The following is a 25,294-nucleotide window of genomic DNA, read 5'->3' as shown; positions in this document are numbered from 1 at the left end:
TTATTCTTCCTTTTTAACCGCTTTAAATCGCGGTTTAAAACCAGCCGGTTTGTTAGCTGGTTCTTGTGGAGCGTTCTCTTCAACAGATTTGGTTTCTTCTTTTGCCTCTTTAGATTCCTCAGGTTTTGCAGCACCGGTTACGCCCGCTTTAAATCGCGGTTTAAAACCGGCTGGCTTGCTTGTTGCTTCTTGTGGAGCGCTCTCTTCAACAGATTTGGTTTCTTCTTTTGCCTCTTTAGATTCCTCAGGTTTTGCAGCGCCGGTTACGCCCGCTTTAAAACGTGGTTTAAAACCGGCTGGCTTGCTTGTTGCTTCTTGTGGAGCGCTCTCTTCAACAGATTTGGTTTCTTCTTTTGCCTCTTTAGATTCCTCAGGTTTTGCAGCGCCGGTTACGCCCGGTTTAAAACGTGGTTTAAACCCTGCGGGTTTATTTGGAGTTTCCGGCGTAGCATCCTGTGCTGGTTTAACGTCAGCCTTTTCTGCCGTTTCTTCTGATTTGGCAACAGTACTTGCCCCGGCTTTGAACCTAGGTTTAAAACCGGTGGGTTTTGGAGCAACGCTCTCTGTTTCTTCTGATTGGGTTTCGGAAGTTTCTGCTATGCCTGTTTCGGTTGTTTTAACCTTAAAACGCGGTTTAAAAGCTGGAGCTTTAATTGCAGTTGTAACGGTTGATGTTACCGTTTCATTCTCCGGTTTTTCGCCCGTTGGCACTGCTTTTACAGCTTGTTTTAACGCGGCTTCTTTAACTTCCGAAAGTGGGTAAATATGCCGAAGGTTATTGAACCAGTATTTTTTGGTATGATCAAAACTCTTCTCGCTCATCACCTCGTAATGTGAAGCAAACTCATCAAAAAGATTGGGATCGCCTTGCCTAAACAGTTCTAAATCAATTTTCTTTTTTAAAAAAAACTCTTCAAAAGTCATATCAGTATCTCCACATTCAAATTCTTCCACACCAGTTTTTTACCGTCGCCACTTAACTCCCAGTCCGCCTTTTCTTCTTCCGAGGCATTTAATAGCGCTTGGTACCACAATAGTGGGATAGCTGTTTCTTTGCCATCAATCTCTAAAACCAAACTATCATCATTAAAAACAACTTTAAGTTCTTGATCTTTCCTGCGGTTGCTAACTATCCCCATGGTACAACTAAGCTTTATTCTTTGTTCTTTATTCTTTGCCCTGTTTATTCTTCCATATTGTGATAAACAGCCTGCACATCTTCATCTTCTTCTAATTTATCCAATAATTTGTTTACATCTGCAACCTGTTCTTCAGTAACGGCTTTGTGGGTAAGCGGAATGCGTTCCAATTTAGCCTGTTTTACCTCAATGCCTTTTTCTTCCAAAGCTTTTTGCATGTTGCCAAAATCTTCAAAACCAGCATGTATTACAGCAATGTCATTTCCTTCTTCATCTGCCTCAACATAAATTTCTTCTAAACCGGCATCAATTAAATCCAGTTCTAGTTCTTCCAAATCCCACTCGCCCGGCTCAAACCTAAATGTCGACACACGTTTAAATATAAAATCCAAAGAGCCGGTTTTGCCCAAAGAACCGTTTGTTTTGGTAAAATAACTGCGCACGTTGGCTACCGTTCTGTTGGTGTTATCCGTAGCTGTTTCTACCAAAATAGCCACACCGTGCGGGGCGTATCCTTCATATACAAATTCTTCGTATCCGGCAGTGTCCTTGTCAGACGCACGTTTAATGGCCGCGTCTACCCGGTCCTTCGGCATATTTACCGCCTTTGCGTTTTGGATGGCTGTACGTAATTTGGAATTAGTTTCTGGGTGCGGACCCGATTCTTTTACCGCTATGGCGATGTCTTTTCCTATACGCGTAAACTGAACCGCCATTTTGGTCCAACGCTTAAACTTTCTTTCTTTACGGAATTCAAATGCTCTTCCCATTTTTTTATTTTAGTAATTTAGTTATTAGTGGGTGGGTTTATTGGTCATTAATTAATGCGTTTATAATCTCCTTAAACCTTTCACCTCGTTAGCTTATAAGCTTAACCCCAACCTATCGCTTTGAACCTCCGCCTAAATTCTTTTGCCTCCCTTCAAGTTCTCCAGCATCGCCAAAGTTAATTTATCCAAGTTAAATTCCGGCTTCCAAGCCCAGTCTTTTTTTGCATCACTATCGTCAATATTATGCGGCCAGCTGTTGGCAATCTCCTGCCGTTCGTCGTGTTTTTTGTAGTGCATTTTAAACGAAGGGATGTGCTTCTGAATTTCTTCCGCTAAAGTTTTGGGACTAAAGCTTAGCCCGGCAAAATTATAGCTGGACCTAATATTGATATTTGCTTCATCCGCGTCCATCAGCTCAATTGTTCCGCGGATAGCATCATCCATATACATCATGGGCAAAACAGTATCTGCAGCCAAAAATGAAGAATAGCTTTGTTTTTTTAATGCTTCGTGAAAAATATGGATGGCGTAATCTGTTGTGCCACCACCGGGCATTGCTTTCCAGCTAATTAAACCGGGATAGCGCAAACTCCTCACATCTAAATCAAAACGTTTATAGTAGTACTGGCACCAACGTTCGCCGGCCAGCTTGCTAATTCCGTAAACCGTATTGGGATCCATAACGCAAAACTGTGGCGTATTCTTTTTAGGCGAATTTGGCCCAAAAACCGCGATGGAGCTTGGCCAGTACACCTTAGCTACCTTAAATTCCACAGCAAAATCCAAAACGTTCAGTAGTCCGTTCATGTTCAGATCCCAAGCTAGTTTCGGGTTTTGCTCGCCTGTGGCCGATAGCAGCGCTGCCAAAAGATAAACCTGCTGTGGCCGGTATTTCAAAAAAACCTGCTTCACATTTTCTTTATCTAATACATTTACAAACTCAAAAGGACCTGCGTTTAGGGTGTCGTAATCAGGCCGGCGGATATCACAGGCTACCACCTGATTTGGCGGATATATTTCTCTTAGCTTGGAGGTAAGCTCGGTACCTATTTGACCGTTGGCACCGATGATTAAAATATTGGGTTCCATCTTATCTAAACTTTTATAAAAAAGACAAGCAATGGAAGCGCCAATATCCTGCTAAATTTATCGAGGCTCTTTTTTAACTCCGCAGCAAGCTTAGCTTTTGCCGCTTGTGCTTATTTCCATCCAGGATTATGCAATAGAAATTTTATGTGTCAGCACTGTTACTGGTCTCATCTATTTTCCCAGGGTTTTCGTTAATCGTTAGGGTAGCTTTCGCGTTTATTGCCGTTACCACTTTTTTGCCTGTTTTGTCTTCAATTTCTCTTCGAGTGTTTCCAGCAATAACCACATTTTGAAAGGCTCGTCCTTTTTAGACGGGACGGATTGCAAAATACGGAAAAGTTGTTCAGTGTCGGCAACGTCGGTTTCCAAAACGCAAAAAAGCCCCGTTAAATCTTTAACGAGGCTCTTTATAACTCCTAAAGAAGCTTATTTTTTAGCAGCTTGCGCGGCTTGTTGTTCAGCTTGTTTTAACGCTCTTGACATAATTACAGAAACGATAGTATCTTCTGGAACGTTAGTGATGGAGTAGTCTGTAGGTTTCAAATCGCGAACACGAACAGATTTACCTACTTCTAACGGCTCAATAGAAACTTCTACTTCTTGAGGCATGTTTTTAGGCAAAGCATTTACTCTCAACTTCCGAAGTTTTTGAACCAATTTACCCCCCATTTTAACACCTGGAGAAGTACCAGTTAACTTAACCGGAATTTCGATAGTTACTTTCTTATCATCAAACAACTGAAGAAAATCGATGTGTAGGATTTTCTCTGTTAGTGGATGAAATTGAATGTCTTGCATAATGGCATTGTATTTTTTGCCATCAATGTTCAATTCTGCAAAGTTTACTTCCGAGGTGTAAACTAAACCTTTTAAAGCTGGCGCATCTACAGCAAAGTGGATTTGCTCTTTACCTCCGTACAATACGGCCGGCACTTTACCTTCGTAACGCAGCTCTTTTGCGTCGCGTTTCCCTACGTTCTCTCTTGGAGAACCGCTAATAGCGATTGATTTCATTTGTTGTATATATTAATTGATTTTAAATAATTCACTGATAGAAGCATGTTCATTTACGTTAGCAATAGCTTTCGCAAAAAAATCTGCTGTGGATAAAACCCTGATTTTAGGGCTGCTGTGTTTAAGCGGAATGGTATCGGTAACAATAAGCTCTGTTAATGCCGATTTTTCTAAAGTTGCATAAGCGTTTCCGGATAAAACCGCGTGCGTACAAACCGCACGAACACTTTTTGCGCCTTTCTCCATAATCAAAGCTGCCGCTTTGGCTAAAGTGCCTCCGGTATCTATAATATCATCTATTAACACGATATCCAAACCTTCAACCTCGCCAATGATAGACATGGATTCGATTTCGTTGGCACGTTTACGGCGTTTATCGCATATCACCACCTCTGCATTAAAAAACTTGGCAAAGGTACGTGCACGGTAGCTTCCACCCATATCTGGCGATGCGATAGTCAGGTTTTCAAGTCCTAAACTTTTAATATAAGGAACAAAAATAACCGAAGCGTCTAAGTGATCTACCGGGATATCAAAAAAGCCCTGAATTTGTGCAGCGTGCAAATCCATCGTCATAATGCGGTGTATGCCTGCAGCGGTTAACAAATTAGCCACTAGCTTGGCGCCGATAGCCACCCTAGGTTTGTCTTTCCGATCTTGACGTGCCAAGCCAAAATAAGGGATAACCGCTGTGATGTAATGTGCCGAAGCTCTTTTTGCCGCATCAATCATCATCAAAAGCTCAAACAAATTATCATTTGGCTGGCAGGTTGATTGAATCAAAAACACATCGCAACCGCGGATAGACTCGTCATAATGCGGTTGAAACTCACCATCAGAGAAACGTGACAAAATTACCTTGCCCAATTCTTTTCCGTACGAAGCGGCAATTTTTTCGGCCAAAGCCTTAGAACCGGTACCAGAAAAAAGCTTGATGTTGTTAAATGTGGAAGGCATGAGCTTTCGAGGAGTTTTAAACAAAAAATTCGGAAAATTTTATTAATCTCCGAATTTTAAAAAGTTGCCCGACCAGGATTCGAACCTAGACAAACGGTACCAAAAACCGTCGTACTACCATTATACTATCAGGCAATCCGTCCATTCCCGTACATATTTTCCAGAAATGGAATGCAAATATACAAGCATTAAAGCCACTATGCAAATATTTTTAAAAAATTATACGCGCAAAGCGCTAACTGCCTTTGCCTCTTTTGTTTGGGTTAATAAATGTTAAATTGCCCACTAATTAAATGCATTTTATTATTTTCGGCGGTTATAACAAATAGAGAAATGACCTATTCAAAGATCAACAACCTATTAGGCTGGCTTACATTTTCCATTGCTGCCATTACTTATATTTTAACGCTAGAACCTACCGCCAGCTACTGGGATTGTGGCGAGTTTATCTCTGCCGCTTTTAAATTACAGATTGTGCACCAGCCCGGTGCGCCCCTGTTTTTAATGATAGGCAAACTGTTTAGTTTATTTGCCAGCGACCCTACTAAGGTTGCTTACATGGTAAACCTTAGCTCAGCTTTATCAAGCGCAGCTACCATCATGTTTCTGTTTTGGACCATCACCGCTTTAGGAAAAAAAGTTAGCTTAACTACTAATACGCCTTTGAATAACACCACGCTAATAGCTATTATGGGTGCCGGCTTGGTTGGCGCATTAGCTTATGCTTTTTCAGATTCTTTTTGGTTCTCGGCTGTAGAGGCAGAAGTTTACGCCATGTCATCACTTTCTACGGCAATTGTTTTTTGGGCTATTTTAAAATGGGATGCACATGCAGACGAACCTTACGCCGATAAATGGTTGTTATTTATTGCCTACGTAATGGGCTTATCTATCGGTATCCACCTGCTTAACTTATTGGTGATTCCGGCAATGGCTTTAGTTTATTACTTCCGTAAAAACGCCGTTGCAACTACAAAAGGTGTTTTTAGCGCATTGTTTGTAGGTGTTTTAATTTTAGGATTTATCCAATACGGCATTATCCAATATCTTATAAAATTTGGAGCTTACTTTGATTTGTTTTTTGTAAACACATTAGGTTTTGGCTTCGGTAGCGGGGTAATTTTCTTCGCAATATTAGTCATTGGTGCCACCATTTGGTTAACACTTTACTCTATAAAAAAACGGAAACCAGTGCTAAACCTAGCCATGCTTTCCTTTATTTTTATTTTGTTCGGATACAGCTCTTTCGCGATGATCATCATCCGCGCCAAAGCAAACCCTACATTAAATAATAGTAATCCGCAAGATGCGTTTTCTTTTTTAAGCTACCTTAACCGCGAGCAGTACGGCGACAGGCCCCTTTTGTACGGCCAGTATTTTGACTCGAAACCTGTTGACACCAAGCAAAAAGGCAATATATACGTTAAAGGCGAAAAGAAATACGAGATTGCCGGACAAAAACAAAGCTACGAATACGACAGAAACACGCTGTTCCCAAGAATGTACAGCGATGACGGCAACCACCCAGCTGTTTATCGTGATTGGATGGAATTAGGTCCGCAAGAAAGCCCGACTTTTGCTACTAACATTGGCTGGTTTGGCACCTATCAAATTGGCTTCATGTACATGCGCTATTTCTTATGGAATTTTGCCGGCAGGCAAAATGATGTGCAGGGAATTGGAGATTATACCAGCGGAAACTGGATAAGCGGCATCAAATTTTTAGACGCATTGCGTTTAGGCGATCAATCTCATCTACCAGACAGCATCACCAAAAACAAGGCAAACAATCAGCTGTTCTTTTTACCTTTGATACTAGGAATTTTAGGTGCTTTCTGGCATTTCAAGTACAGCCAAAAAGACGCGGGCATTGTTGCCCTACTTTTCTTTTTTACCGGTTTGGCTATTGTAATTTATTTAAACCAAACACCTAGTCAACCTCGCGAGCGTGATTATGCCTATGTAGGTTCTTTTTACGCTTTCGCGATTTGGATTGGACTTGGCGTGTTTGCAATTGCCCAGTGGCTGCGAAAAGTAGTAACGCCTAAAACTGCGGCAATTGGCGCTACCGCGATATCGCTATTGGCAGCGCCGGTTTTAATGGCAAGCCAAGAGTGGAACGATCATGACCGCTCTACAAAAACCACCGCCAGAGATTTAGCTAAAAACTATCTGGCCAGCTGTGCGCCAAATGCCATTTTATTTACTTACGGCGATAACGATACCTACCCTTTATGGTACGTGCAAGAAGTAGAAAACTTTAGGCCCGATATCCGTATCGTGAACCTGAGTTTGTTTGATACAGATTGGTACATCAACCAGTTGAGAAGGCCCTTTAACCAATCGGCACCGTTACCAATTACCATGCAAGCCAGCATGTATAAAACGGGCACACGCGACGTGCTGTTTTATCAAAACTTTAATTTGGAAGGTTCGCAAGAGCTTAAAGATGTGTTTGAATTTATCACTTCAGACAATCCGGAAGCTAAAGTTGAGTACCAGAGCGGCCGTTCGGAAAACTTTTTGCCAACAAAGAACTTTAAAATGGCAATAAACCCGGCTCAGGTTTTGGCTACAAAAACCGTTGATGCCAACCAAGCCAATGCAATTGTACCTCAAATGGAATGGACTTTCCCAGGCAATTACCTCACAAAAGGACAACTTGCCATTTTAGATATTTTAGTGCACAACAAATGGGAACGCCCTATTTATTTTGCATTTACTGTACCTAACAGCAATTTCCTTGGCTTAGATAACTACTTATTTAGTGAAGGCTTTGCGTTAAGGTTACAACCGAAAACCAAGGCAACCATCCCGTCAGAAAGTCCGCTTGGCCCAACCGAAACAGTAAATACCAAAGAGATGTACACCAACATGATGACTAAATTTGATTGGGGCAGCATCAAAACCTCGCCTTATTTGGATCCGGAATCAGAAAAAATGGTGTTTTTATCTGTAAACAAATTTAATGAACTTGCTAAAAACCTAATTTTTGAAGGTAAAACAGACAGTGCCCGCAACGTAATAAAAGAATGCTTAAAGGTGATGCCGATAAACACCACTTACGACAGCAACTTTGCGCTGAGCAAATATGAACTCGTAAGCTTAATGTATCAGTTGGGTTTAAAAAGCGATGCAACCGCCTTGTTAAAACAAACAGAAAACTTGGTAACGCAAGAGCTGGATTATCATTACAGCATTATCCAAGGCAAAGAAAATTTAGCGGGCAGAGATATTCAGCTGAATTTGTTTGTACTTTCCCAATTTGTTGAAATGACAAAGCAGTACGGTGAAAACGCACTCCATAAAGAGCTAGACGGCAAGATGAAAACCTACGAAGGCAAATTCGGGTTTAGTAGGTAAAAATTTAAAGGAATTATTTGAAAGCGACGGGAACGTCGCTTTTTTTATTGACTTTCTTTAGGGAAAAGTTAACTTTTTGCGCTCGCACATTTTGTTTAGCGTAAAGATTTGTACTTTTATGCTTTTAAGCCGGGAATGATACTCAGAGAAGACTCAGAGAACTATATTTTAATCACGCAGCACGATCATGCTTATATTGCAGGCGAGCTTTTGTCGCGTTTTAAAAAAGAATTTATTGCCGTAGAGCATTTTGAATCTTTTAAATTTGCGGTGCACCAGCATGACCGCGCTTGGATCGTCCCAGACTCGCACCCTTTACTGAATGATGTTACGCATAAGCCCTTCACTTTTTTAGATTTTCCTGAAAAACTGCGGCTTTATTTTTACCGATTGGGTATCGAGCAGGTAAACCAAGCTAACTCTTACGCTGCCCTGCTTTGCAGTATGCATTACAGCAGCTTAGCGTCTGTATCTTCGTCAGAAGTAGCTGTACAGTTTGTAGAGCGTGAAAAGATGAGGCAAAACCACCTTATCTCAAAATTAAGGATACCAAACACCAACCTGCTTAATTACCAGCTCAAAATCCTAAAGTTTTGCGACGATCTTTCTCTGTACATCTGTATGAACCAGCCCGGCGCTACAAAAAATCAGGAAGTAGCATTATTTAAAAAAGGTTTTGTGGATTCGGAATTTTTCCACGAGAACGGCGAAACCCGAATAATTGCATCCTACAAAGACCGCAACACCATTAAATTAAACTCTAACCCCTTTGAAGGCAGTTTTGAAGTAAAAGTCCTTTTAAAACGGGTGCCCAAAAAACTGGTAAAAGATATTGGCATAGCCGACGCTTACCATGCCGAACCAACTACGTTTTTTAAGGTGACGATAACCGGCCCGCAAAGTAAAAACAGTCATAGGTAAGGCAAAACAAAGACTGAGGCGAGCTTAACAAAAGCTACTTCTTAAACCACTCCAAAACATCTGTTTGCTAAACCAACACCAACCCACCGTATGTGGAAATCTTCTTGTTGTCCACTTTGCACAAAATTTTAGCTTTGTACATTAAGCTAGGTGTCAAGTTTCGATGCTAATTTCAAGACCGCGAGCGCCACGTCTTGATACTTGATACCTGATACTTAATACTCGATACTAAAAAATGGCAGAATTAAGCGTAAACTATAGTGAAGACAGCATCCGTTCGCTGGATTGGAAAGAACACATCCGCCTGCGCCCCGGAATGTACATCGGTAAACTGGGCGACGGTTCGGCTTATGACGATGGCATTTATGTGCTATTGAAAGAAATTGTAGATAACTCCATCGATGAGTTTGTAATGGGCGCCGGGCGCATCATTGATATCAGCGTAAGCGATCACAAGGTTTCTGTACGCGATTACGGCCGCGGTATCCCGCTAGGAAAAGTGATAGATTGCGTTTCAAAAATCAACACCGGCGGAAAGTACGACTCTAAAGCTTTCCAAAAATCCGTAGGTTTAAACGGCGTGGGTACAAAAGCTGTGAATGCTTTATCCAATCTGTTCACGGTACAATCTTACCGCGACGGAAAAAGCAAAAAAGCAGAGTTTGAAAAAGGTGAACTGGTAAAAGATAATCCAGAGATTGAAACCACGCAACGCAACGGTACGGCCACTATTTTTGTCCCAGACGATTCTATTTTCAGGAATTACCGCTACATCCCGGAGTTTATCGAGAACATGATATGGAATTATGTGTTCTTAAACGCGGGTTTAACCATCAACTTTAACGGACAAAAATACCTATCGGAACGCGGCCTTTATGATTTGTTAGCGCGTAATACCGATGCCGAAGCCAACCGCTACCCCATCATCCATTTAAAGGGAGATGACATAGAAATAGCCATGACGCACGGCCAGCAGTATGGCGAAGAGTATTATTCTTTCGTAAACGGCCAACATACTACACAAGGTGGCACGCACCAACAGTCGTTTAGAGAAGCTGTGGTAAAAACCGTACGCGAGTTTTATAAAAAGGAATTTGATGCTTCGGATATTCGCGCTTCCATTGTGGCGGCCATCTCGGTAAGGGTGCAGGAGCCTGTTTTTGAATCGCAAACTAAAACCAAATTAGGTTCTGTAAACATGGGGCCGGATGGGCCAACCGTGCGCACTTTTATCAATGATTTTGTAAAAAAAGAATTAGACGATTACCTGCACAAACACGCGGATGTTGCAGATGCTTTGTTAAAGCGCATTTTACAATCGGAGCGCGAGCGTAAGGATATTGCGGGCATTAAAAAGCTCGCCAATGACCGTGCAAAAAAAGCCAGCCTGCACAACCGCAAACTGCGCGATTGCAAATTTCATTTCGACGAAGAAAAGCTGAACGAAGAAGACCGTAAAAAAACCACACTTTTTATTACCGAGGGAGATTCAGCTTCGGGATCTATCACTAAAGCGCGCGATGTAGCAACGCAGGCAGTTTTTAGTCTAAAAGGAAAGCCGTTAAATGCCTTTGGTTTAACCAAGAAAGTAGTGTACGAGAACGAGGAATTCAACCTTTTGCAGCACGCGTTAAACATAGAAGACGGCTTAGAAGGTTTGCGCTACAACAATATTGTAATAGCTACGGATGCCGACGTTGATGGGATGCACATTCGCTTGTTGCTAATGACTTTCTTTTTGCAGTTTTTCCCTGACTTAGTGAAAACCGGCCATGTATTTATTTTGCAGACGCCACTTTTTAGGGTACGCAATAAAAAAGAAACCATTTATTGTTATAGCGACGAAGAACGCGTTTTGGCGATAAATAAACTGGGCGGAAAGCCAGAAATTACCCGTTTTAAAGGTTTGGGAGAAATATCGCCCGATGAATTTGAAAATTTTATTGGCGAAGATATCCGCCTGGACCCGGTGATTTTGCAAGGTGAGATGAAAATAAAACAGTTGCTGGAATATTATATGGGCAAAAACACGATGGATAGGCAACAGCATATTGTACAAAATTTAAGGATAGAAAAAGACGAAGCAGAAATTATTGCTGAAGCAAAAGCAGCTGAAGAAGCGATGGAAGAATCAGCGGCGTAGTTAAGCTGAAAATTAACCACAGAGGACACAAAGTAAAAGCTCAGTGGGTTCTGTGAGAAGCTCCGTAAACTCTGTGGTAAGATAAACAATGGACGAAAACAATTACGAAAAAGAAGAAACCTTACATAATGTTACACCACTAAGTGGCCTGTACGAGAACTGGTTTCTTGACTATGCTTCCTATGTAATTTTAGACCGGGCGGTTCCGCATATCCATGACGGACTGAAGCCTGTGCAACGCCGCATCCTGCACTCGCTGAAAGAGATGGACGACGGCCGTTTCAACAAAGCAGCCAACGTGATCGGGAATACTATGAAGTACCACCCGCATGGCGATGCCTCTATTGGGGACGCCATGGTACAAATAGGGCAAAAAAACCTGCTGATAGATACGCAAGGAAACTGGGGAGACCCAGTAACCGGCGACTCGGCAGCGGCACCGCGTTACATTGAAGCGCGCCTCTCTAAATTTGCGTTAGAGGTTGTTTTTAATCCGGATACTACCGAATGGCAAGCATCTTATGATGGCAGAAATAAAGAACCCGTAACCCTGCCTGTCAAATTTCCGCTTTTACTGGCCCAAGGCGCCGAAGGTATTGCCGTAGGTTTAGCCACCAAAGTAATGCCCCACAACTTTGTGGAGCTGATAGATGCTTCTATAGAAGTCTTGCGCAACAACAGGCCCAACATCCTACCCGATTTTATGACCGGTGGTATGGCCGATTTCTCTGCGTATAATGAAGGCCAGCGGGGCGGAAAAATCCGCGTACGGGCCAAAATTTCCGAGCTGGATAAAAAAACCCTGGTAATTAACGAAATCCCTTTTTCGACCACCACCACCGGTTTAATTGATAGCATTATAGCCGCCAATGACAAAGGCAAAATCAAAATCAAAAAAATTGAAGACAACACCGCAAAAGACGTCGAAATTGTCATCCACCTAGCGCCGGGCATATCACCCGATGTTACCATAGATGCGCTTTACGCCTTTACCAATTGCGAGGTTTCCATATCGCCAAACACCTGCATCATCAAAAACGACAAACCTCATTTTATGAGCGTGAACGATATTTTGATAGAGAGCACCATGTACACCAAAAACTTGCTGAAACGCGAGCTGGAAATCAAATTGCACGATCTTCAAGAAAAAATATTTTTTAGCTCACTGCTCAAAATCTTTATCCAAGAAGGGATGTACAAACATCCGGACTATGAAAATTCGTCAAATTTTGAAGAAGTGTTAAGCGTTTTGCACCGCTTGTTTGATCCGTTTAAACCCCAGCTATACCGCGAGATTTTACCGGAGGATTTTAAGCGTTTAATTGATAAGCCAATGAGCAGCATCACCCGCTTTGACGTTAAAAAAGCGGACGAGCAGATGGCGCAACTGGAGAAAGAGATAAAAACGGTTAAACACCATCTGCGACATTTGACAGATTATGCAATTGCCTACTTTGAGCGTTTAAAAGAAAAATTTGGCGCCGGGCGCGAGCGGAAAACAGAAATACGCACGTTTGACCGTGTAGAGGCCGCCCAGGTAGCTTTAGCAAACACTAAGTTTTATGTTAACCGTGCCGATGGATTTATTGGTACCGGATTGCGCAAAGACGAATATGTTTTTGATTGCTCGGATTTGGATGATATCATCGTTTTCCGCGAAGACGGCATTTGCTTGGTAACCAAAGTGCAGGACAAAACTTTTGTGGGCAAAAACATATTGCACGTAGGCGTTTTCAAGAAAAACGACGAGCGCACCATCTATAATATGATTTATAAGGATGGAAAAAGCGGCACATCTTACATTAAAAGATTTGCAGTTGGCGGCGTTACCCGCGATAAAGAATACGATTTAACCAAAGGCACAAAAGGCAGCAAAGTTTTATATTTTACCGCTAACCCTAACGGCGAGGCCGAAGTGATTAATGTGGCTTTAAAGCCGATGTCGAAATTGCGGAAACTCACTTTTGACCATGATTTTGCCGAAACCGCTATTAAAGGCCGTGGCTCGCAAGGGAATATCCTCAGCAAATTTGCCATCAAAAAAATTACGCTTAAAACCAAAGGCGTTTCTACCCTGGCCGGAAGAAAAATTTGGTACGACCCAATTGTGAAACGCTTAAACGAAAATGGTCACGGCCGCTATTTGGGCGAATTCCAGGCCGAAGATAAAATCCTGTGCGTATTTAACGATGGCAGCTACGAGCTTTCCAGCTTTGATTTAAGCAACCACTTCGATGATAAAATGCTGCGCATCGAAAAATACGATGCTGAACGCGTTTACGCGTGTATCCATATCGACGGTAAATCGAAAAACTATTATGTAAAACGCTTCACTTTTGAGGATTTGAATATTGGTAAACGCGCTGGTTTCATCAATGAAGACGCGGGCTCAAAAATGATGATTTTAAGCGGTGCCAACCATCCCGTTGTGAAAGTGGAAGCTTTAAAAGGAAAATCGCAAATATTAGATGAACAAGAAATTGATTTATCTGAAGTTATTGATGTGAAAGGGATGAAGGCGCAGGGCAATAAGCTAAGTCCGCATGACGTACAGCAGGTTATCCTCATTTCAGAAGAAAACGATGAACAAGAAGAGGAATTGCCAGAAAGCTCGGACGTTGATGAGGAAGACAATAGCGATGATGGCCCTGGCAAAACTGCTTCTGTAGAGGCAAGCGTTACAAAAGATACGGAAGATACTGCTGGCGCCAAAGACAATAGCACCACTTCAAACAACGCAGAAGAATCAGTAAAAGAAAAACCAGTGTTTACATCAAATCCAAAACCTGTTAAAAAAGTAGATTTTGAGATTACCAACCCCGATGATATTAAGTTAGACGACAAAGGACAGTTGGGGCTGTTTTAAATTATTAATAACTTTTTTGCAAACAGCGCACATTTAAATGTAGCGCTGTTTTTTTTACCGAGTTTTTTATGCACTTCACCGAAAATTCGCTTTCGCTTATCGATTTACCTTAACACTTTTTAAAAAGGCGCATTACCTTTATAGCATATCATAAAGAAAATGGAAAATCAATCAACAGAAAAAAGACCGGGACAGCGCAGAAAAAAAGTGTTGGGCTTCGCCATATTAGCGGTGGGTTTAGCACTTTTTGCCAGAGAGATGGGCGCACAACTTCCCGAATGGCTGTTTAGCTGGCCTATGTTATTAATTGTAATAGGTATTGCAAGCGGCATTAAGCATCGTTTTAAAAACAGCTTTTGGATGATATCACTTTTAGTGGGCGGCGTGTTTTTAGCCGAACGCATTTCGCCGGAATTATCGGTAGCACACTTCACATGGCCGGCTATTTTAATAGGTCTCGGCATATTTTTCATCTTTAGCAAAGGTTTTGATCATAATGGCTGTAGCCGAAGGGCAAAATGGCGTCGCGAAAAACGTGCTGCATTCCAAGATTTCGCTTATACCGAAGCACCAAAAAATGAAGAACCTGCAACTGATAAAAAAGCGTACCGCGTTGCAGGTGGCGATTATTTAGACAGTGTATCTGTCTTTGAAGGTACCAAAAAAAATATCCTTTCTAAAGATTTTAAAGGCGGCGAGGTGGTCAACATTTTAGGTGGCGCCGAGCTAAATTTTTACAATGCCGATATTGAGGGCGTAGTAGTTTTAGATGTTACCCAAATTTTTGGTGGCACTAAGCTAATTATACCGCCAACTTGGGAAGTAGTTACAGAAATGGCTGCCGTTTTTGGTGGCATTGATGACCGCCGTGGCTTAAACCAGGTTTTAACGGACCGAAGCAAGGTATTGGTAATTAAAGGCACCTCAATTTTTGGAGGCATAGATATCCGCAACTTTTAAAAGCAAATAACATGAACTGGTTTGTAGCTAAACTTATTTTCGAAATAAAATCTGAAGACAATAATTATCCGCAGTTTGATGAGCAGCTGCGCCTAATTGACGCGGTAAATGAAGAGCTTGCTTTAGAAATGGCCCATCAAATTGGGCTAATGCAACAGCAAAGCATAACCAACGGGCAAAATCATTCTGTAAACTGGACTTTTATTGCCGTAACCGAGCTGGAGCATATCGGAAACATTGCGCATGGGCAAGAAATCCATTATAAAATAACCGAGCCCGACGCTGGCACACAATATCTGGCCATGGTACAATTAAAAGCGCAGCAACTAAAAGAAAGAACTCACGCATATACCGTATAAAAGTGGCCGTATCTCCGCTCGCCGATAAAACTTTTAAATGGGTGTTCTTATTTTTGATCGCCGTTTTTGCCTCTACCCAATATTATACGCTCATTATTTTTCATATTGACAGTAAAACGGCCTTCCAAGACAGTGTAATTAGTAACGCCACCTTGGTAGCTTGTTGCTGGCTCATTGTAAACTCGCTCTCGTTTTATCGGCCAAAAGGCTACCGCTACCTCTTTGTTATTATCTGGTGCAAAGCCTTGGCAGCTTTGGGCATATATATTTTATATTTAGCGTTTCAACATTTACAGTTATACGTTGGCGCAAACGCTTATTTGTTTGAGCTTTCTGTGCCAGTACGTTTTATGTTCTTTTTGCTTTTTATCGGTAGCATGGCGGTCACAAGCGTTTTGTGGTACCATCAAGAAGAAGCAAAAAGCATCAATCTGCGCAAAGCAGAAACAGAAAAATTAACAAAAGACATGGAATTGGCTTCTTTACGCGAAAAATTACAGCCCCATTTCCTGTTCAACAGCTTAAATTCTATCAGCTCCTTAATTTTAAGTCAGCCAACAGCTGCACGCAAAATGGTGCACCAGCTTTCCGATTTTTTGCGTGGCACCCTGCGCAAAGACGATGCTTTGACTGATTTGAAGCAAGAGCTTGCCCATCTTAATTTATATCTCGAGATAGAACGGATGCGCTTTGGAAATCGTTTAAATACAGAAATTAAAGTAGATGACGAGGCTTTAGCGCTTAACTTACCACCCATGCTGTTACAGCCCCTAGTAGAAAACGCTATTAAATTTGGCTTGTACGATAATTTAGAGGCTGTAAAAATCCAAATCAGCGCAAGTTACAAAGTCCCTTATTTAGTGGTTGCCATCAGTAATCCTTTTGACGCCTCAACCTCGCACGGCAACAAAGGCACCGGATTTGGCTTAGCCAGCACCGCCCGTCGCCTGCAATTATTATATAACAGAAACGATCTTTTACACACCGAAAGGCAAAACCAGCAGTTTACTGCAACCCTAAAAATTCCGCAAAATGATTAAAGCCATAATTATTGATGACGAGCCTTTGGCGCGCGATGTGATTAAAAGTTACCTTGCAGATTATCCTGCGATAAGCTTGGTAGAAGAGTGCGCTAACGGGTTTGAGGGCTTAAAAGCAATCAATCAGCATCAACCGAACCTGGTTTTTTTGGATATACAGATGCCCAAAATCACCGGATTTGAGCTTTTGGAACTTCTAGATACCTTGCCCTCTATCATTTTCACCACCGCTTTTGATGAGTTTGCTTTAAAAGCTTTTGAAGCTAACGCGATAGATTATCTGCTGAAACCTTTTTCAGAAGAGCGTTTCCAAAAAGCCATGGATAAATTTTTAGCTACCGGTACAGATACGCACACACAGAAAATTCCACAGCTGGTAGAGCAGCTTAGCGCTCAAAACCCCAGCCAAACCGAGCGGGTAGTGATTAAACTGGGCAATAAAATAAAAGTGATATCAATTTATGATATTGCTTACCTTTCTGCAGATGATGATTATGTGAAGATACATACCGCAGAGGGCGAATTTTTAAAAAACCAAACCCTCGCTTTCTTTGAGAAAAACCTAAATCCGCAACTATTTGTACGGGTGCACCGCTCCTTTATTGTTAAGATAGACCAGATCACCAAAATCGAATCCTACGAGAAAGATAATCTTATTTTGATTTTGAAAAGTGGCGAAAAAATCCCCATCAGTAAAACCGGCTATCCTAAACTAAAGGCAGTTTTAGGGATTTAATTAGGCAAAAACGTATCTTCGTTGCTATGTCTGGCAACGATATTCAAAATCAAATTAACCAGCTGGTAAACGAGTTAAACCAGCATAATTACAATTACTACCAGCTGGCTTCGCCAACTATATCCGATTATGATTTTGATCAAAAGCTAAAGCAACTGGAAGCTTTGGAGGCAAAATATCCAGAATATCTGCGCCCCGATTCACCCACACAAAAAGTTGGTGGCGAGATAACCAAAAATTTTACTACCGTACAGCACAAATGGCCTATGATGTCTTTGGGCAATACCTATAACGAGCAAGATTTATTGGATTTTGACCAGCGCATAAAAAAAGCCATCGGCGAAAATTTCCAGTATGTTTGCGAGTTAAAGTTTGATGGCTTATCTATGAGCCTTACCTACCAAGACGGGCAACTGTTACGGGCCGTTACCCGTGGTGATGGCACCAAAGGAGATGACGTAACGGCCAACATTAAAACCATCCGCACCATTCCGCTCCGCGTACACGGCGAAAAAATGCCTTCCTATTTTGATATCCGTGGCGAAGTTTTTATGCACCACGCCGCTTTTGAAAGGCTAAATAATGAGCGTATCGAGAATGGGGAAATGCCCTTTGCAAATCCAAGAAACTTCGCTTCGGGTACGGTAAAAATGCAAGATTCTGCCGAAGTGGCCAAACGCCCTTTGGATTGTTTTCTTTATTTTCTTTACAGCGATGAAAATCCGTTTAAAACCCATTGGGACAGTTTGCAGGCGGTAAAAAGTTGGGGATTTAAAATTTCTGAAGAAAGCAAGTTATGCGATAACATTCAGCAGGTGTTAGCGTTCATCGCATCCTGGGAGCAAAAACGCTTTCAGTTAAGCTATGATATTGACGGGATTGTGATTAAGGTGAACAGTTATGCGCAGCAGCAAGAACTGGGGTTTACGGCTAAATCTCCGCGTTGGGCAATTAGTTATAAGTACAAAGCCCAAGAGGTAGAAACAATTTTAGAAAAAGTAACTTACCAAGTTGGGCGCACGGGTGCTATTACTCCGGTAGCCAATTTAAAGCCCGTTTTGTTGGCTGGCACTACCGTAAAACGTGCCACTTTGCACAATGCTAACGAAATTGAACGGTTGGACCTGCACGAAAAGGACACCGTGCTGGTGGAAAAAGGCGGAGAAATTATCCCTAAAATTATTTCCGTCAACTTAGATCAACGTCTGCCAAACGCCCAAAAAATCCAATACATCCAAAACTGTCCCGAGTGCGGAACGCCTTTGGTAAGGGCCGAAGGCGAAGCTGTACATTATTGCCCTAATGATGAAGGTTGTCCGCCACAGATAGTAGGCCGCATTCAGCATTTCATCAGCCGTAAGGCAATGAATATTGAAGGTATTGGCGCCGAAACTGTTGAGACGCTTTACCAACGCGGGTTGCTGAAACACATCAGCGAAATTTATGAACTTAAAAACCATGAACCCGAATTAAAATCTCTCGAGCGTTTCGGTGAAAAATCCATCAACAACATGTTGTTGGGTATCGAAAAATCTAAAGAAATGCCTTTCGAAAAAGTATTATTTGGGCTCGGAATACGTTATGTAGGTGCCACGGTAGCTCAAAAATTGGCGAAACACTTTAAGAACATTGATGCCTTAAGCAAAGCATCTTTAGAAGAGCTGATATTGGCGGAAGAAATTGGCGGGCGCATTGCACAAAGTGTGATTGATTATTTTGCCGACGCGAAACATTTGGAAGAGATAGCGCAACTGAAACAAGCGGGACTAAGGTTTGAGACAGAAGAAAAGGAAGTAGTTTTGCAGAGCGAAAGTTTGAGTGGGAAAAGCTTTGTGATATCGGGAGTTTTTGAGAACCACAGTCGCGAGCAACTGAAAGAAATTATAGAAAGCAATGGAGGCAAAATATTAAGCGGCATATCAGCAAAATTAAGTTATCTGGTTGCCGGCGATAATATGGGACCATCTAAACTAGAAAAGGCAAACAAACTTCAAATCCCAATCATCTCGGAGAATGATTTATTACAGATGATTCAGTAGAAAAGATTGTGATGGGTGTCTACAATTTTATAATGATTAAATTAAGAAGCGATGAAAGATTTTCTAAATAAATATCTTGTTAAAACAGGTTTATATCACTTAAAAAAAGAGATAAAAAAAATTAGACGAAGCAGTGCATCCGTGTCTCTCAAGGCGGCCCGTTACGTAGGGATTTTGGTTAACGTAGAAAACCAAAAACAGTTGCAAGAGGTGCAAAAAGTTGCTGCCGAGCTACAAACGGCACAAAAGAAGGTACGCCTACTGGCCTTTACATCCAACAAAAGCCTGCAAGCCAACGCTAACACCAACTTTCAACTTATATCAACTAAAGACGTTAATTGGGACTTAACCCCTAAACGAGAAAAAATAATGAACTTCGTCAACAATGAGTTCGATATTCTGATTAACTTGTGCACCGAATTTTGTTTTCCGTTATTGTATGTTGCGGCGCTTTCCAAATCGCTATTTAAAGTGGCTGCGTACGACAAAAAGAGCTCAGCATTTTATGATTTTATGCTTGCTACAGAACAACAAAGTATAAGTGGGTTTAGCGCAGAGCTAAAATATTATTTAGATAAAATAAAATGAGTATGTTTTTTGGAACGGGTGTAGCCATGGTTACGCCTTTTAGTGCGGACGGAAGTGTGGATTATGATGGTTTGGAACGAACCGTAGAACACCTAATACAAGGTAAAGTGGAGTACATCGTAGTGATGGGCACCACAGCAGAATCGGCCACGCTTAGCTCCACCGAGAAGAAGGAGATTTTCGACTTTGTTACAAAAATCACCAACAAACGTATTCCTTTAATGGCAGGTATAGGCGGAAATAATACCGCAGAGATTGTTGAGGCTGTAAAAAACTTTGACATACCCGGATATCACGCTGTGCTATCTGTGGTTCCGTATTACAATAAACCTAACCAAGAAGGTATTTACCAGCATTACAAAGCAGTAGCAGAAGCTAGTAAGTTGCCTATTCTATTGTACAACGTGCCGGGTCGCACAGGCATAACCATGTCGGCCGAAACCACTTTGCGGTTGGCAAATAATGTTAAAAACATTTTGGGTGTTAAAGAAGCATCTGGCAGTTTTGATATCTTTAATCAGATTGCGGCACACAAACCGAAAGATTTTTTACTGATTTCTGGTGATGACCCCGTTACTTTACCAATGATTGCCCTCGGCGCCTCCGGTATTATTTCGGTAATCGGAAATGCCGTTCCTGCTCAATTATCGGATATGGTTCGCAAGTGTTTAGCTGGTGATTTTAAAGGCGCACAAGAAGCTCATTTCAGTTTCTTGGAGTTTACCCGTCTATGCTTTGCAGAAGGCAATCCTGCAGGTGTTAAGTCTGCTATGAAACAATTAGGGATTTGTGACGATCATTTGCGTTTACCGTTGGTGAAAGTAAGCGACGGCACACGTGAAAAAATAGTTGTGGAGATACAAAAGCTGGTGCGCTAAACACTCATTGCATTATTGATTTTAACCCTCAAAGGCTCTCCATGCTTTTGGGGGTTTTCTCTTTCTTGTTGGCTGTGGCCGATACTGAATGCGTTAACAGAGCGGAAGTTTACAGCTCGCCGGATGCCGCTCATAGGGCTCAGTAAGCACCTTGTGGGTTTCCATTAAAAAACCAACGTGTCGGAAGTAAACCTTTCTCTTTTGCTACATTTAAAAATTTCAGCGAAAATATTCCTGGAACAGAGATAAACGCATTTATCCCAATAATTTCGTTCTCGCAATAAATCACTCAATTAAACCCTAACTACTTTTCGATATAGATAAACCCACTTTTCCCGGATTCAAAAACAAGCTCAATCCTTTGGTAATAATCAACCTCATATTCATCCGCTGATAAAATTTCTTTATCTGTAACTTCAAATAATACCCCCTCCACCTTATCATCTGGATTTCCACTAAAACTAATAATTGGATGAAACCTTTCGCCGCTTTTTCTAAGCACATCTGGATCTGTTATTTCTACAAAATCCAACTTGTAAGCTGGTAAACTATCAACTTCCCCTTGCAACAGTCGTCCAAAAGTTTCAAGTTGAACCTGCTCTTTTTGCAAGGTTCCGTAAGAAAAAAGTAATGGCATTGTCTATACTTTTAAAAAAGCTTTTATAATTCTCAATCGCTCAATAATTTAGACGTTGATTTTGCTGTAAAAGATTTGAGCTTTATGCTACGCATCTAAACAAAAGTATTAAAAACTAATAAAAAGAATGGTTTAGCTTACAAGATGAACGATATAGATTTCAAAATTAAATATAAGCTAGTAAATATATCCAGACAAAGAAATCCGGCCTCGGACAGATGCGATGTTCCAAAGCGGCCATATAGCTTTCCGTCAGGAGACCATTCCATAGTAATCTTGGCAATACCTTCAGAGGAGGTACAAAAAAAGCCCCCTCCCGTTCGGGGAGGGGGCTTTGTAAAAGATCCGGCACCGACCTACTCTCCCACGTTTTACCGCAGTACCATCGGCTCTGGCGGGCTTAACTTCTCTGTTCGGAATGGGAAGAGGTGGACACCGCCGATATAGGCACCTGAATTTCTTCAGAAGGAAGCTACTGGCTTCCCGTTTTGTATTATCAATATCTTGACATGAGACCGGAAGAAAAAGCCGCCCAGATGGCGGTGGAGCGCAACGTATGTTATCTGCTGAAAGTATCGGGCAATTAGTACCTGCTCGGCTTTGCTGTCGCCAGCTTTACACCTGCGGCCTATCGACCCCGTAGTCTACGGGGGCCCTCTATGGAGATCTCATCTTGTGGCCAGTTTCGCGCTTAGATGCTTTCAGCGCTTATCTGATCCCGGCATAGCTACTCTGCAGTGCCCCTGGCGGGACAACAGATTCACCAGCGGCCGGTCCAGCCCGGTCCTCTCGTACTAAGGCCAGCCCCACTCAGATCTCCGGCGCCCACAACAGATAGGGACCGAACTGTCTCGCGACGTTCTGAACCCAGCTCGCGTGCCACTTTAATCGGCGAACAGCCGAACCCTTGGGACCTTCTCCAGCCCCAGGATGTGACGAGCCGACATCGAGGTGCCAAACCTCCCCGTCGATATGAGCTCTTGGGGGAGATCAGCCTGTTATCCCCAGAGTACCTTTTATCCTTTGAGCGATGGCCCTTCCATGCAGAACCACCGGATCACTATATCCGTCTTTCGACCCTGCTCGGCTTGTAGGCCCCACAGTCAAGCATGCTTATGCTATTGCACTCCCCGTACGGTTACCAAGCGTACTGAGCATACCTTTGAAAGCCTCCGTTACACTTTTGGAGGCGACCACCCCAGTCAAACTACCCGTCAAACAGTGTCCCCCGCTAAGCGGGGTTAGACACCGGACACAGAAAGGGCGGTATTTCAAGGGCGATTCCGAGGCCCCTGGCGAGGCCCCTTCGACATCTCCCGCCTATCCTACACATCCTGTGCCCAGTGGCAATGTTAAACTGTAGTGAAGGTTCATGGGGTCTTTCCGTCCCGTTGCGGGTACCCGGCGTCTTCACCGGGACCACAATTTCACCGAGCTCATGGCCGAGACAGCGCCCAGATCGTTACACCATTCGTGCAGGTCGGAACTTACCCGACAAGGAATTTCGCTACCTTAGGACCGTTATAGTTACGGCCGCCGTTTACCGGGGCTTCGATTCAATGCTTCTCCCGACAAGTGTCGGGATGACATCCCCTCTTAACCTTCCGGCACCGGGCAGGTGTCAGGCCTTATACTTCATCTTCCGATTTCGCAAAGCCATATGTTTTTGTTAAACAGTCGCCTGGGCCTTTTCACTGCGGCTCGGGTCGCCCCGAGCGCCCCTTCTCCCGAAGTTACAGGGCCATTTTGCCGAGTTCCTTAGCCATGATTCACTCGAGCACCTTAGGATCCTCTCCTCGACTACCTGTGTCGGTTTGCGGTACGGGCCTCCATAGCCTGGAGCTTAGCGGGTTTTCTTGGGAGTATGGTTACCTGCGCTGTCCGCTCCCCCGGGGGGTCGCGGTACTGTCGGGCTTCGGCACTCCGCCCGGACTTACCTGGGCGGCGTATACCTACGCCCTTCAACGTGCTATTCCGTCAGCACGCGGCAGTGTCACTGCTCCGTCGCCGCATCGCAGCTATAGAGGGTACGGGAATGTTGACCCGTTGTCCATCGGAATCCCCGTTCGGGTTATCCTTAGGCCCCGACTGACCCTGATCCGATTAGCGTTGATCAGGAAACCTCAGTCTTTCGGTGGGCGGGTTTCTCTCCCGCCTTATCGTTACTTATGCCTACATTTGCTTTTCCGTAAGGTCCAGGAAAGGTCGCCCCTTCCATTCGCCCCCTACGGAATGCTCCCCTACCATCCCGCCTTAAAGCGGGATCCAGGGCTTCGGTATACTGTTTGATGCCCGTTCATTATCCATGCCCGGCCGCTCGACTAGTGAGCTGTTACGCACTCTTTAAATGAATGGCTGCTTCCAAGCCAACATCCTAGCTGTCTGTGCAGCCGGACCCCGTTAGTCCAACTTAACAGTAATTTGGGGACCTTAGCCGCTGGTCTGGGTTCTTTCCCTCTCGGCGCGGGACCTTAGCACCCCGCGCCTCACTGCCGGCAATATTTCTATAGCATTCGGAGTTCGTCTGGATTTGGTAGGATTTGACTCCCCCGCACCCAATCGGTAGCTCTACCTCTATGAAACTCTCATGCCGACGCTGTTCCTAAAAACATTTCGGGGAGTACGAGCTATTTCCCAGTTTGATTGGCCTTTCACCCCTACCCACAGCTCATCCGGAAACTTTTCAACGTTTATCGGTTCGGTCCTCCAGTACCTGTTACGGCACCTTCAACCTGGCCATGGGTAGATCACAAGGTTTCGCGTCTGCCCCCTCTGACTCTGCGCCCTGTTCAGACTCGCTTTCGCTTCGGCTCCGCTCCTTAAAAGCTTAACCTTGCCAGAGAGGAGCAACTCGTAGGCTCATTATGCAAAAGGCACGCCGTCACCCCGCCAAAAGGCGGGGCTCCGACCGCTTGTAGGCACACGGTTTCAGGTTCTATTTCACTCCCCTGTCCGGGGTTCTTTTCACCTTTCCCTCACGGTACTGGTCCACTATCGGTCTCTCAGGAGTATTTAGCCTTGGCGGATGGTGCCGCCGGGTTCCCACAGGGCGTCTCCGACCCCGCGGTACTCAGGATCCTGCTGGGCCATTATCGCTTGCGTGTACGAGGCTATCACTCTGTACCGCCGGGCTTCCCATCCCGTTCCACTTCGCTTTAATGTAACCCTGTCGCAGTCCTACAACCCCGCACGTGCCGTGACACGTGCGGTTTGGGCTTCTTCCGTTTCGCTCGCCACTACTCCGGAAATCACTGTTGTTTTCTTCTCCTCCGCTTACTTAGATGTTTCAGTTCAGCGGGTTCGCGCTTGTGCAACATACCTTCAGTATGTTAGGTTACCCCATTCGGAAATCCGCGGATCAAACCGTATGTGCCGGTCCCCGCAGCTTATCGCAGCTTATCGCGTCCTTCATCGCCTCTGAGAGCCTAGGCATCCCCCGTGTGCCCTTATTTACTTTCTCTTTGTTGATAGATCGCTCTATCTGTTGCTCTCGCCGTCTTCTGTACGGCTTCTTCTTCCAGTATGTCAAAGAACTTTGTCCCCGGCGTCGCGCCGGGAAAAGTGGAGAATAACGGATTCGAACCGTTGACCCCCTGCGTGCAAGGCAGGTGCTCTAGCCAGCTGAGCTAATCCCCCAAGATAAGACGCTTCTCGTAGTCCCGAGCAGATTTGAACTGCTGACCCCTACATTATCAGTGTAGTGCTCTGACCAACTGAGCTACGGGACTCTTTTACCCCCTGCCAGCGGACAGCGCCACCGATCTCACATCTCTCCGGGTGTCTTCCTTATCCTTC

General features: G+C 43.5%; 18 protein-coding genes, 3 tRNA genes and 2 rRNA genes. 11 read left to right on the top strand and 12 right to left on the bottom strand.

All coding sequences use genetic code 11. The features are described from left to right. The 7 genes from BCY91_RS03280 to BCY91_RS03245 form a co-directional block, all read right to left on the bottom strand. Positions 1-954, bottom strand: coding sequence for a prolipoprotein diacylglyceryl transferase (locus BCY91_RS03280; protein ID WP_147387897.1), 954 nt, complete (start codon positions 952-954; stop codon positions 1-3). Further along, a complete protein-coding gene (locus BCY91_RS03275) occupies positions 921-1,139 on the bottom strand; it encodes a DUF2442 domain-containing protein (RefSeq protein WP_120180596.1) in 219 nt (72 codons plus the stop codon). The genes BCY91_RS03280 and BCY91_RS03275 overlap by 34 nt, the downstream gene beginning before the upstream one ends. 44 nt (positions 1,140-1,183) lie before the next feature. After that, positions 1,184-1,909, bottom strand: a complete 726-nt coding sequence (locus BCY91_RS03270; protein ID WP_120180595.1) for a YebC/PmpR family DNA-binding transcriptional regulator — start codon at positions 1,907-1,909, stop codon at positions 1,184-1,186. A gap of 132 nt (positions 1,910-2,041) precedes the next feature. Further along, positions 2,042-2,998, bottom strand: coding sequence for an NAD-dependent epimerase/dehydratase family protein (locus BCY91_RS03265; RefSeq protein WP_120180594.1), 957 nt, complete (start codon positions 2,996-2,998; stop codon positions 2,042-2,044). A gap of 426 nt (positions 2,999-3,424) precedes the next feature. Next, positions 3,425-4,012 carry a 50S ribosomal protein L25/general stress protein Ctc gene (locus BCY91_RS03255; protein ID WP_120180593.1) on the bottom strand — a complete coding sequence of 196 codons (588 nt, stop codon included), beginning with the start codon at positions 4,010-4,012 and terminating at the stop codon, positions 3,425-3,427. A gap of 12 nt (positions 4,013-4,024) precedes the next feature. Further along, positions 4,025-4,969 (bottom strand): ribose-phosphate pyrophosphokinase, encoded by a 945-nt coding sequence (locus BCY91_RS03250; protein WP_120180592.1) that lies wholly within the window; start codon positions 4,967-4,969, stop codon positions 4,025-4,027. A gap of 64 nt (positions 4,970-5,033) precedes the next feature. Continuing rightward, positions 5,034-5,104 (bottom strand) — tRNA-Gln (locus tag BCY91_RS03245). 198 nt (positions 5,105-5,302) lie between these two features. Between BCY91_RS03245 and BCY91_RS03240 the strand changes: the two genes are divergently transcribed. The 11 genes from BCY91_RS03240 to dapA all read left to right on the top strand — a co-directional run bounded on the left by BCY91_RS03240 (position 5,303) and on the right by dapA (position 20,862). Next, complete coding sequence (locus BCY91_RS03240; RefSeq protein ID WP_120180733.1) at positions 5,303-8,332, top strand: glycosyltransferase family 117 protein; 3,030 nt, start codon at positions 5,303-5,305, stop codon at positions 8,330-8,332. Between the two features lie 135 nt (positions 8,333-8,467). Then, the gene (locus BCY91_RS03235) at positions 8,468-9,253 is read left to right on the top strand and encodes a DUF3891 family protein (RefSeq protein WP_120180732.1); all 786 of its coding nucleotides are present in this window, start codon (positions 8,468-8,470) and stop codon (positions 9,251-9,253) included. A 235-nt stretch (positions 9,254-9,488) separates the two neighbouring features. Beyond that, positions 9,489-11,396 (top strand): DNA topoisomerase IV subunit B, encoded by a 1,908-nt coding sequence (locus BCY91_RS03230; RefSeq protein WP_120180591.1) that lies wholly within the window; start codon positions 9,489-9,491, stop codon positions 11,394-11,396. 88 nt (positions 11,397-11,484) lie between these two features. Next, positions 11,485-14,262, top strand: coding sequence for a DNA gyrase/topoisomerase IV subunit A (locus BCY91_RS03225; protein ID WP_120180590.1), 2,778 nt, complete (start codon positions 11,485-11,487; stop codon positions 14,260-14,262). A 159-nt stretch (positions 14,263-14,421) separates the two neighbouring features. After that, positions 14,422-15,222 carry a LiaF transmembrane domain-containing protein gene (locus BCY91_RS03220; protein ID WP_120180589.1) on the top strand — a complete coding sequence of 267 codons (801 nt, stop codon included), beginning with the start codon at positions 14,422-14,424 and terminating at the stop codon, positions 15,220-15,222. Positions 15,223-15,233: 11 nt separating this feature from the next. Further along, on the top strand, positions 15,234-15,581 hold the full coding sequence (locus BCY91_RS03215; RefSeq protein ID WP_120180588.1) for a DUF4288 domain-containing protein: 348 nt from the start codon (positions 15,234-15,236) through the stop codon (positions 15,579-15,581). A gap of 41 nt (positions 15,582-15,622) precedes the next feature. Continuing rightward, positions 15,623-16,621 carry a sensor histidine kinase gene (locus tag BCY91_RS03210; protein WP_147387896.1) on the top strand — a complete coding sequence of 333 codons (999 nt, stop codon included), beginning with the start codon at positions 15,623-15,625 and terminating at the stop codon, positions 16,619-16,621. Further along, entirely contained in the window at positions 16,614-17,357 is a 744-nt protein-coding gene (locus tag BCY91_RS03205; RefSeq protein WP_120180586.1) for a LytR/AlgR family response regulator transcription factor, read from the top strand. Before BCY91_RS03210 ends, BCY91_RS03205 begins: the two co-directional genes overlap by 8 nt. Before the next feature lie 26 nt (positions 17,358-17,383). Next, positions 17,384-19,396: an NAD-dependent DNA ligase LigA gene (gene ligA / locus BCY91_RS03200; RefSeq protein WP_120180585.1), complete on the top strand. Its 2,013-nt coding sequence runs from the start codon at positions 17,384-17,386 to the stop codon at positions 19,394-19,396. A 51-nt stretch (positions 19,397-19,447) separates the two neighbouring features. After that, positions 19,448-19,984 carry a DUF6913 domain-containing protein gene (locus BCY91_RS03195; RefSeq protein ID WP_120180584.1) on the top strand — a complete coding sequence of 179 codons (537 nt, stop codon included), beginning with the start codon at positions 19,448-19,450 and terminating at the stop codon, positions 19,982-19,984. Beyond that, the gene (gene dapA / locus BCY91_RS03190) at positions 19,981-20,862 is read left to right on the top strand and encodes a 4-hydroxy-tetrahydrodipicolinate synthase (RefSeq protein ID WP_120180583.1); all 882 of its coding nucleotides are present in this window, start codon (positions 19,981-19,983) and stop codon (positions 20,860-20,862) included. Before BCY91_RS03195 ends, dapA begins: the two co-directional genes overlap by 4 nt. 304 nt (positions 20,863-21,166) lie before the next feature. Here dapA and BCY91_RS03185 read toward each other — a convergent pair whose 3' ends face one another. The 5 genes from BCY91_RS03185 to BCY91_RS03165 form a co-directional block, all read right to left on the bottom strand. After that, entirely contained in the window at positions 21,167-21,499 is a 333-nt protein-coding gene (locus BCY91_RS03185) for a gamma-glutamylcyclotransferase family protein (protein ID WP_120180582.1), read from the bottom strand. Between the two features lie 343 nt (positions 21,500-21,842). Further along, positions 21,843-21,954 (bottom strand): 5S ribosomal RNA (gene rrf / locus BCY91_RS03180). A gap of 109 nt (positions 21,955-22,063) precedes the next feature. After that, positions 22,064-24,959, bottom strand: a 23S ribosomal RNA gene (locus tag BCY91_RS03175). Positions 24,960-25,061: 102 nt separating this feature from the next. After that, positions 25,062-25,135, bottom strand: a tRNA-Ala gene (locus tag BCY91_RS03170). 18 nt (positions 25,136-25,153) lie between these two features. After that, a tRNA-Ile gene (locus tag BCY91_RS03165) sits at positions 25,154-25,227 on the bottom strand. Positions 25,228-25,294 lie beyond the last annotated feature (67 nt).

Origin of the sequence: Pelobium manganitolerans, assembly GCF_003609575.1 — a bacterium.
In the GTDB taxonomy this organism is placed as follows: domain Bacteria; phylum Bacteroidota; class Bacteroidia; order Sphingobacteriales; family Sphingobacteriaceae; genus Pseudopedobacter; species Pseudopedobacter manganitolerans.
Note: the sequence above shows the minus strand (reverse complement) of the source record. Positions and strands in the feature narration are given on the sequence as shown.

Excerpts from the sequence above, each read along its gene's own strand:
- BCY91_RS03205 (WP_120180586.1), top strand. The coding sequence starts at position 16,614 with ATGATTAAAGCCATAATTATTGATGACGAGCCTTTGGCGCGCGATGTG.
- BCY91_RS03185 (WP_120180582.1), bottom strand. The coding sequence starts at position 21,499 with ATGCCATTACTTTTTTCTTACGGAACCTTGCAAAAAGAGCAGGTTCAA.
- BCY91_RS03195 (WP_120180584.1), top strand. The coding sequence starts at position 19,448 with ATGAAAGATTTTCTAAATAAATATCTTGTTAAAACAGGTTTATATCAC.
- BCY91_RS03240 (WP_120180733.1), top strand. The coding sequence starts at position 5,303 with ATGACCTATTCAAAGATCAACAACCTATTAGGCTGGCTTACATTTTCC.
- BCY91_RS03270 (WP_120180595.1), bottom strand. The coding sequence starts at position 1,909 with ATGGGAAGAGCATTTGAATTCCGTAAAGAAAGAAAGTTTAAGCGTTGG.
- BCY91_RS03275 (WP_120180596.1), bottom strand. The coding sequence starts at position 1,139 with ATGGGGATAGTTAGCAACCGCAGGAAAGATCAAGAACTTAAAGTTGTT.
- BCY91_RS03220 (WP_120180589.1), top strand. The coding sequence starts at position 14,422 with ATGGAAAATCAATCAACAGAAAAAAGACCGGGACAGCGCAGAAAAAAA.
- ligA (WP_120180585.1), top strand. The coding sequence starts at position 17,384 with ATGTCTGGCAACGATATTCAAAATCAAATTAACCAGCTGGTAAACGAG.
- BCY91_RS03255 (WP_120180593.1), bottom strand. The coding sequence starts at position 4,012 with ATGAAATCAATCGCTATTAGCGGTTCTCCAAGAGAGAACGTAGGGAAA.
- BCY91_RS03230 (WP_120180591.1), top strand. The coding sequence starts at position 9,489 with ATGGCAGAATTAAGCGTAAACTATAGTGAAGACAGCATCCGTTCGCTG.
- BCY91_RS03215 (WP_120180588.1), top strand. The coding sequence starts at position 15,234 with ATGAACTGGTTTGTAGCTAAACTTATTTTCGAAATAAAATCTGAAGAC.
- BCY91_RS03235 (WP_120180732.1), top strand. The coding sequence starts at position 8,468 with ATGATACTCAGAGAAGACTCAGAGAACTATATTTTAATCACGCAGCAC.
- dapA (WP_120180583.1), top strand. The coding sequence starts at position 19,981 with ATGAGTATGTTTTTTGGAACGGGTGTAGCCATGGTTACGCCTTTTAGT.
- BCY91_RS03225 (WP_120180590.1), top strand. The coding sequence starts at position 11,485 with ATGGACGAAAACAATTACGAAAAAGAAGAAACCTTACATAATGTTACA.
- BCY91_RS03265 (WP_120180594.1), bottom strand. The coding sequence starts at position 2,998 with ATGGAACCCAATATTTTAATCATCGGTGCCAACGGTCAAATAGGTACC.
- BCY91_RS03250 (WP_120180592.1), bottom strand. The coding sequence starts at position 4,969 with ATGCCTTCCACATTTAACAACATCAAGCTTTTTTCTGGTACCGGTTCT.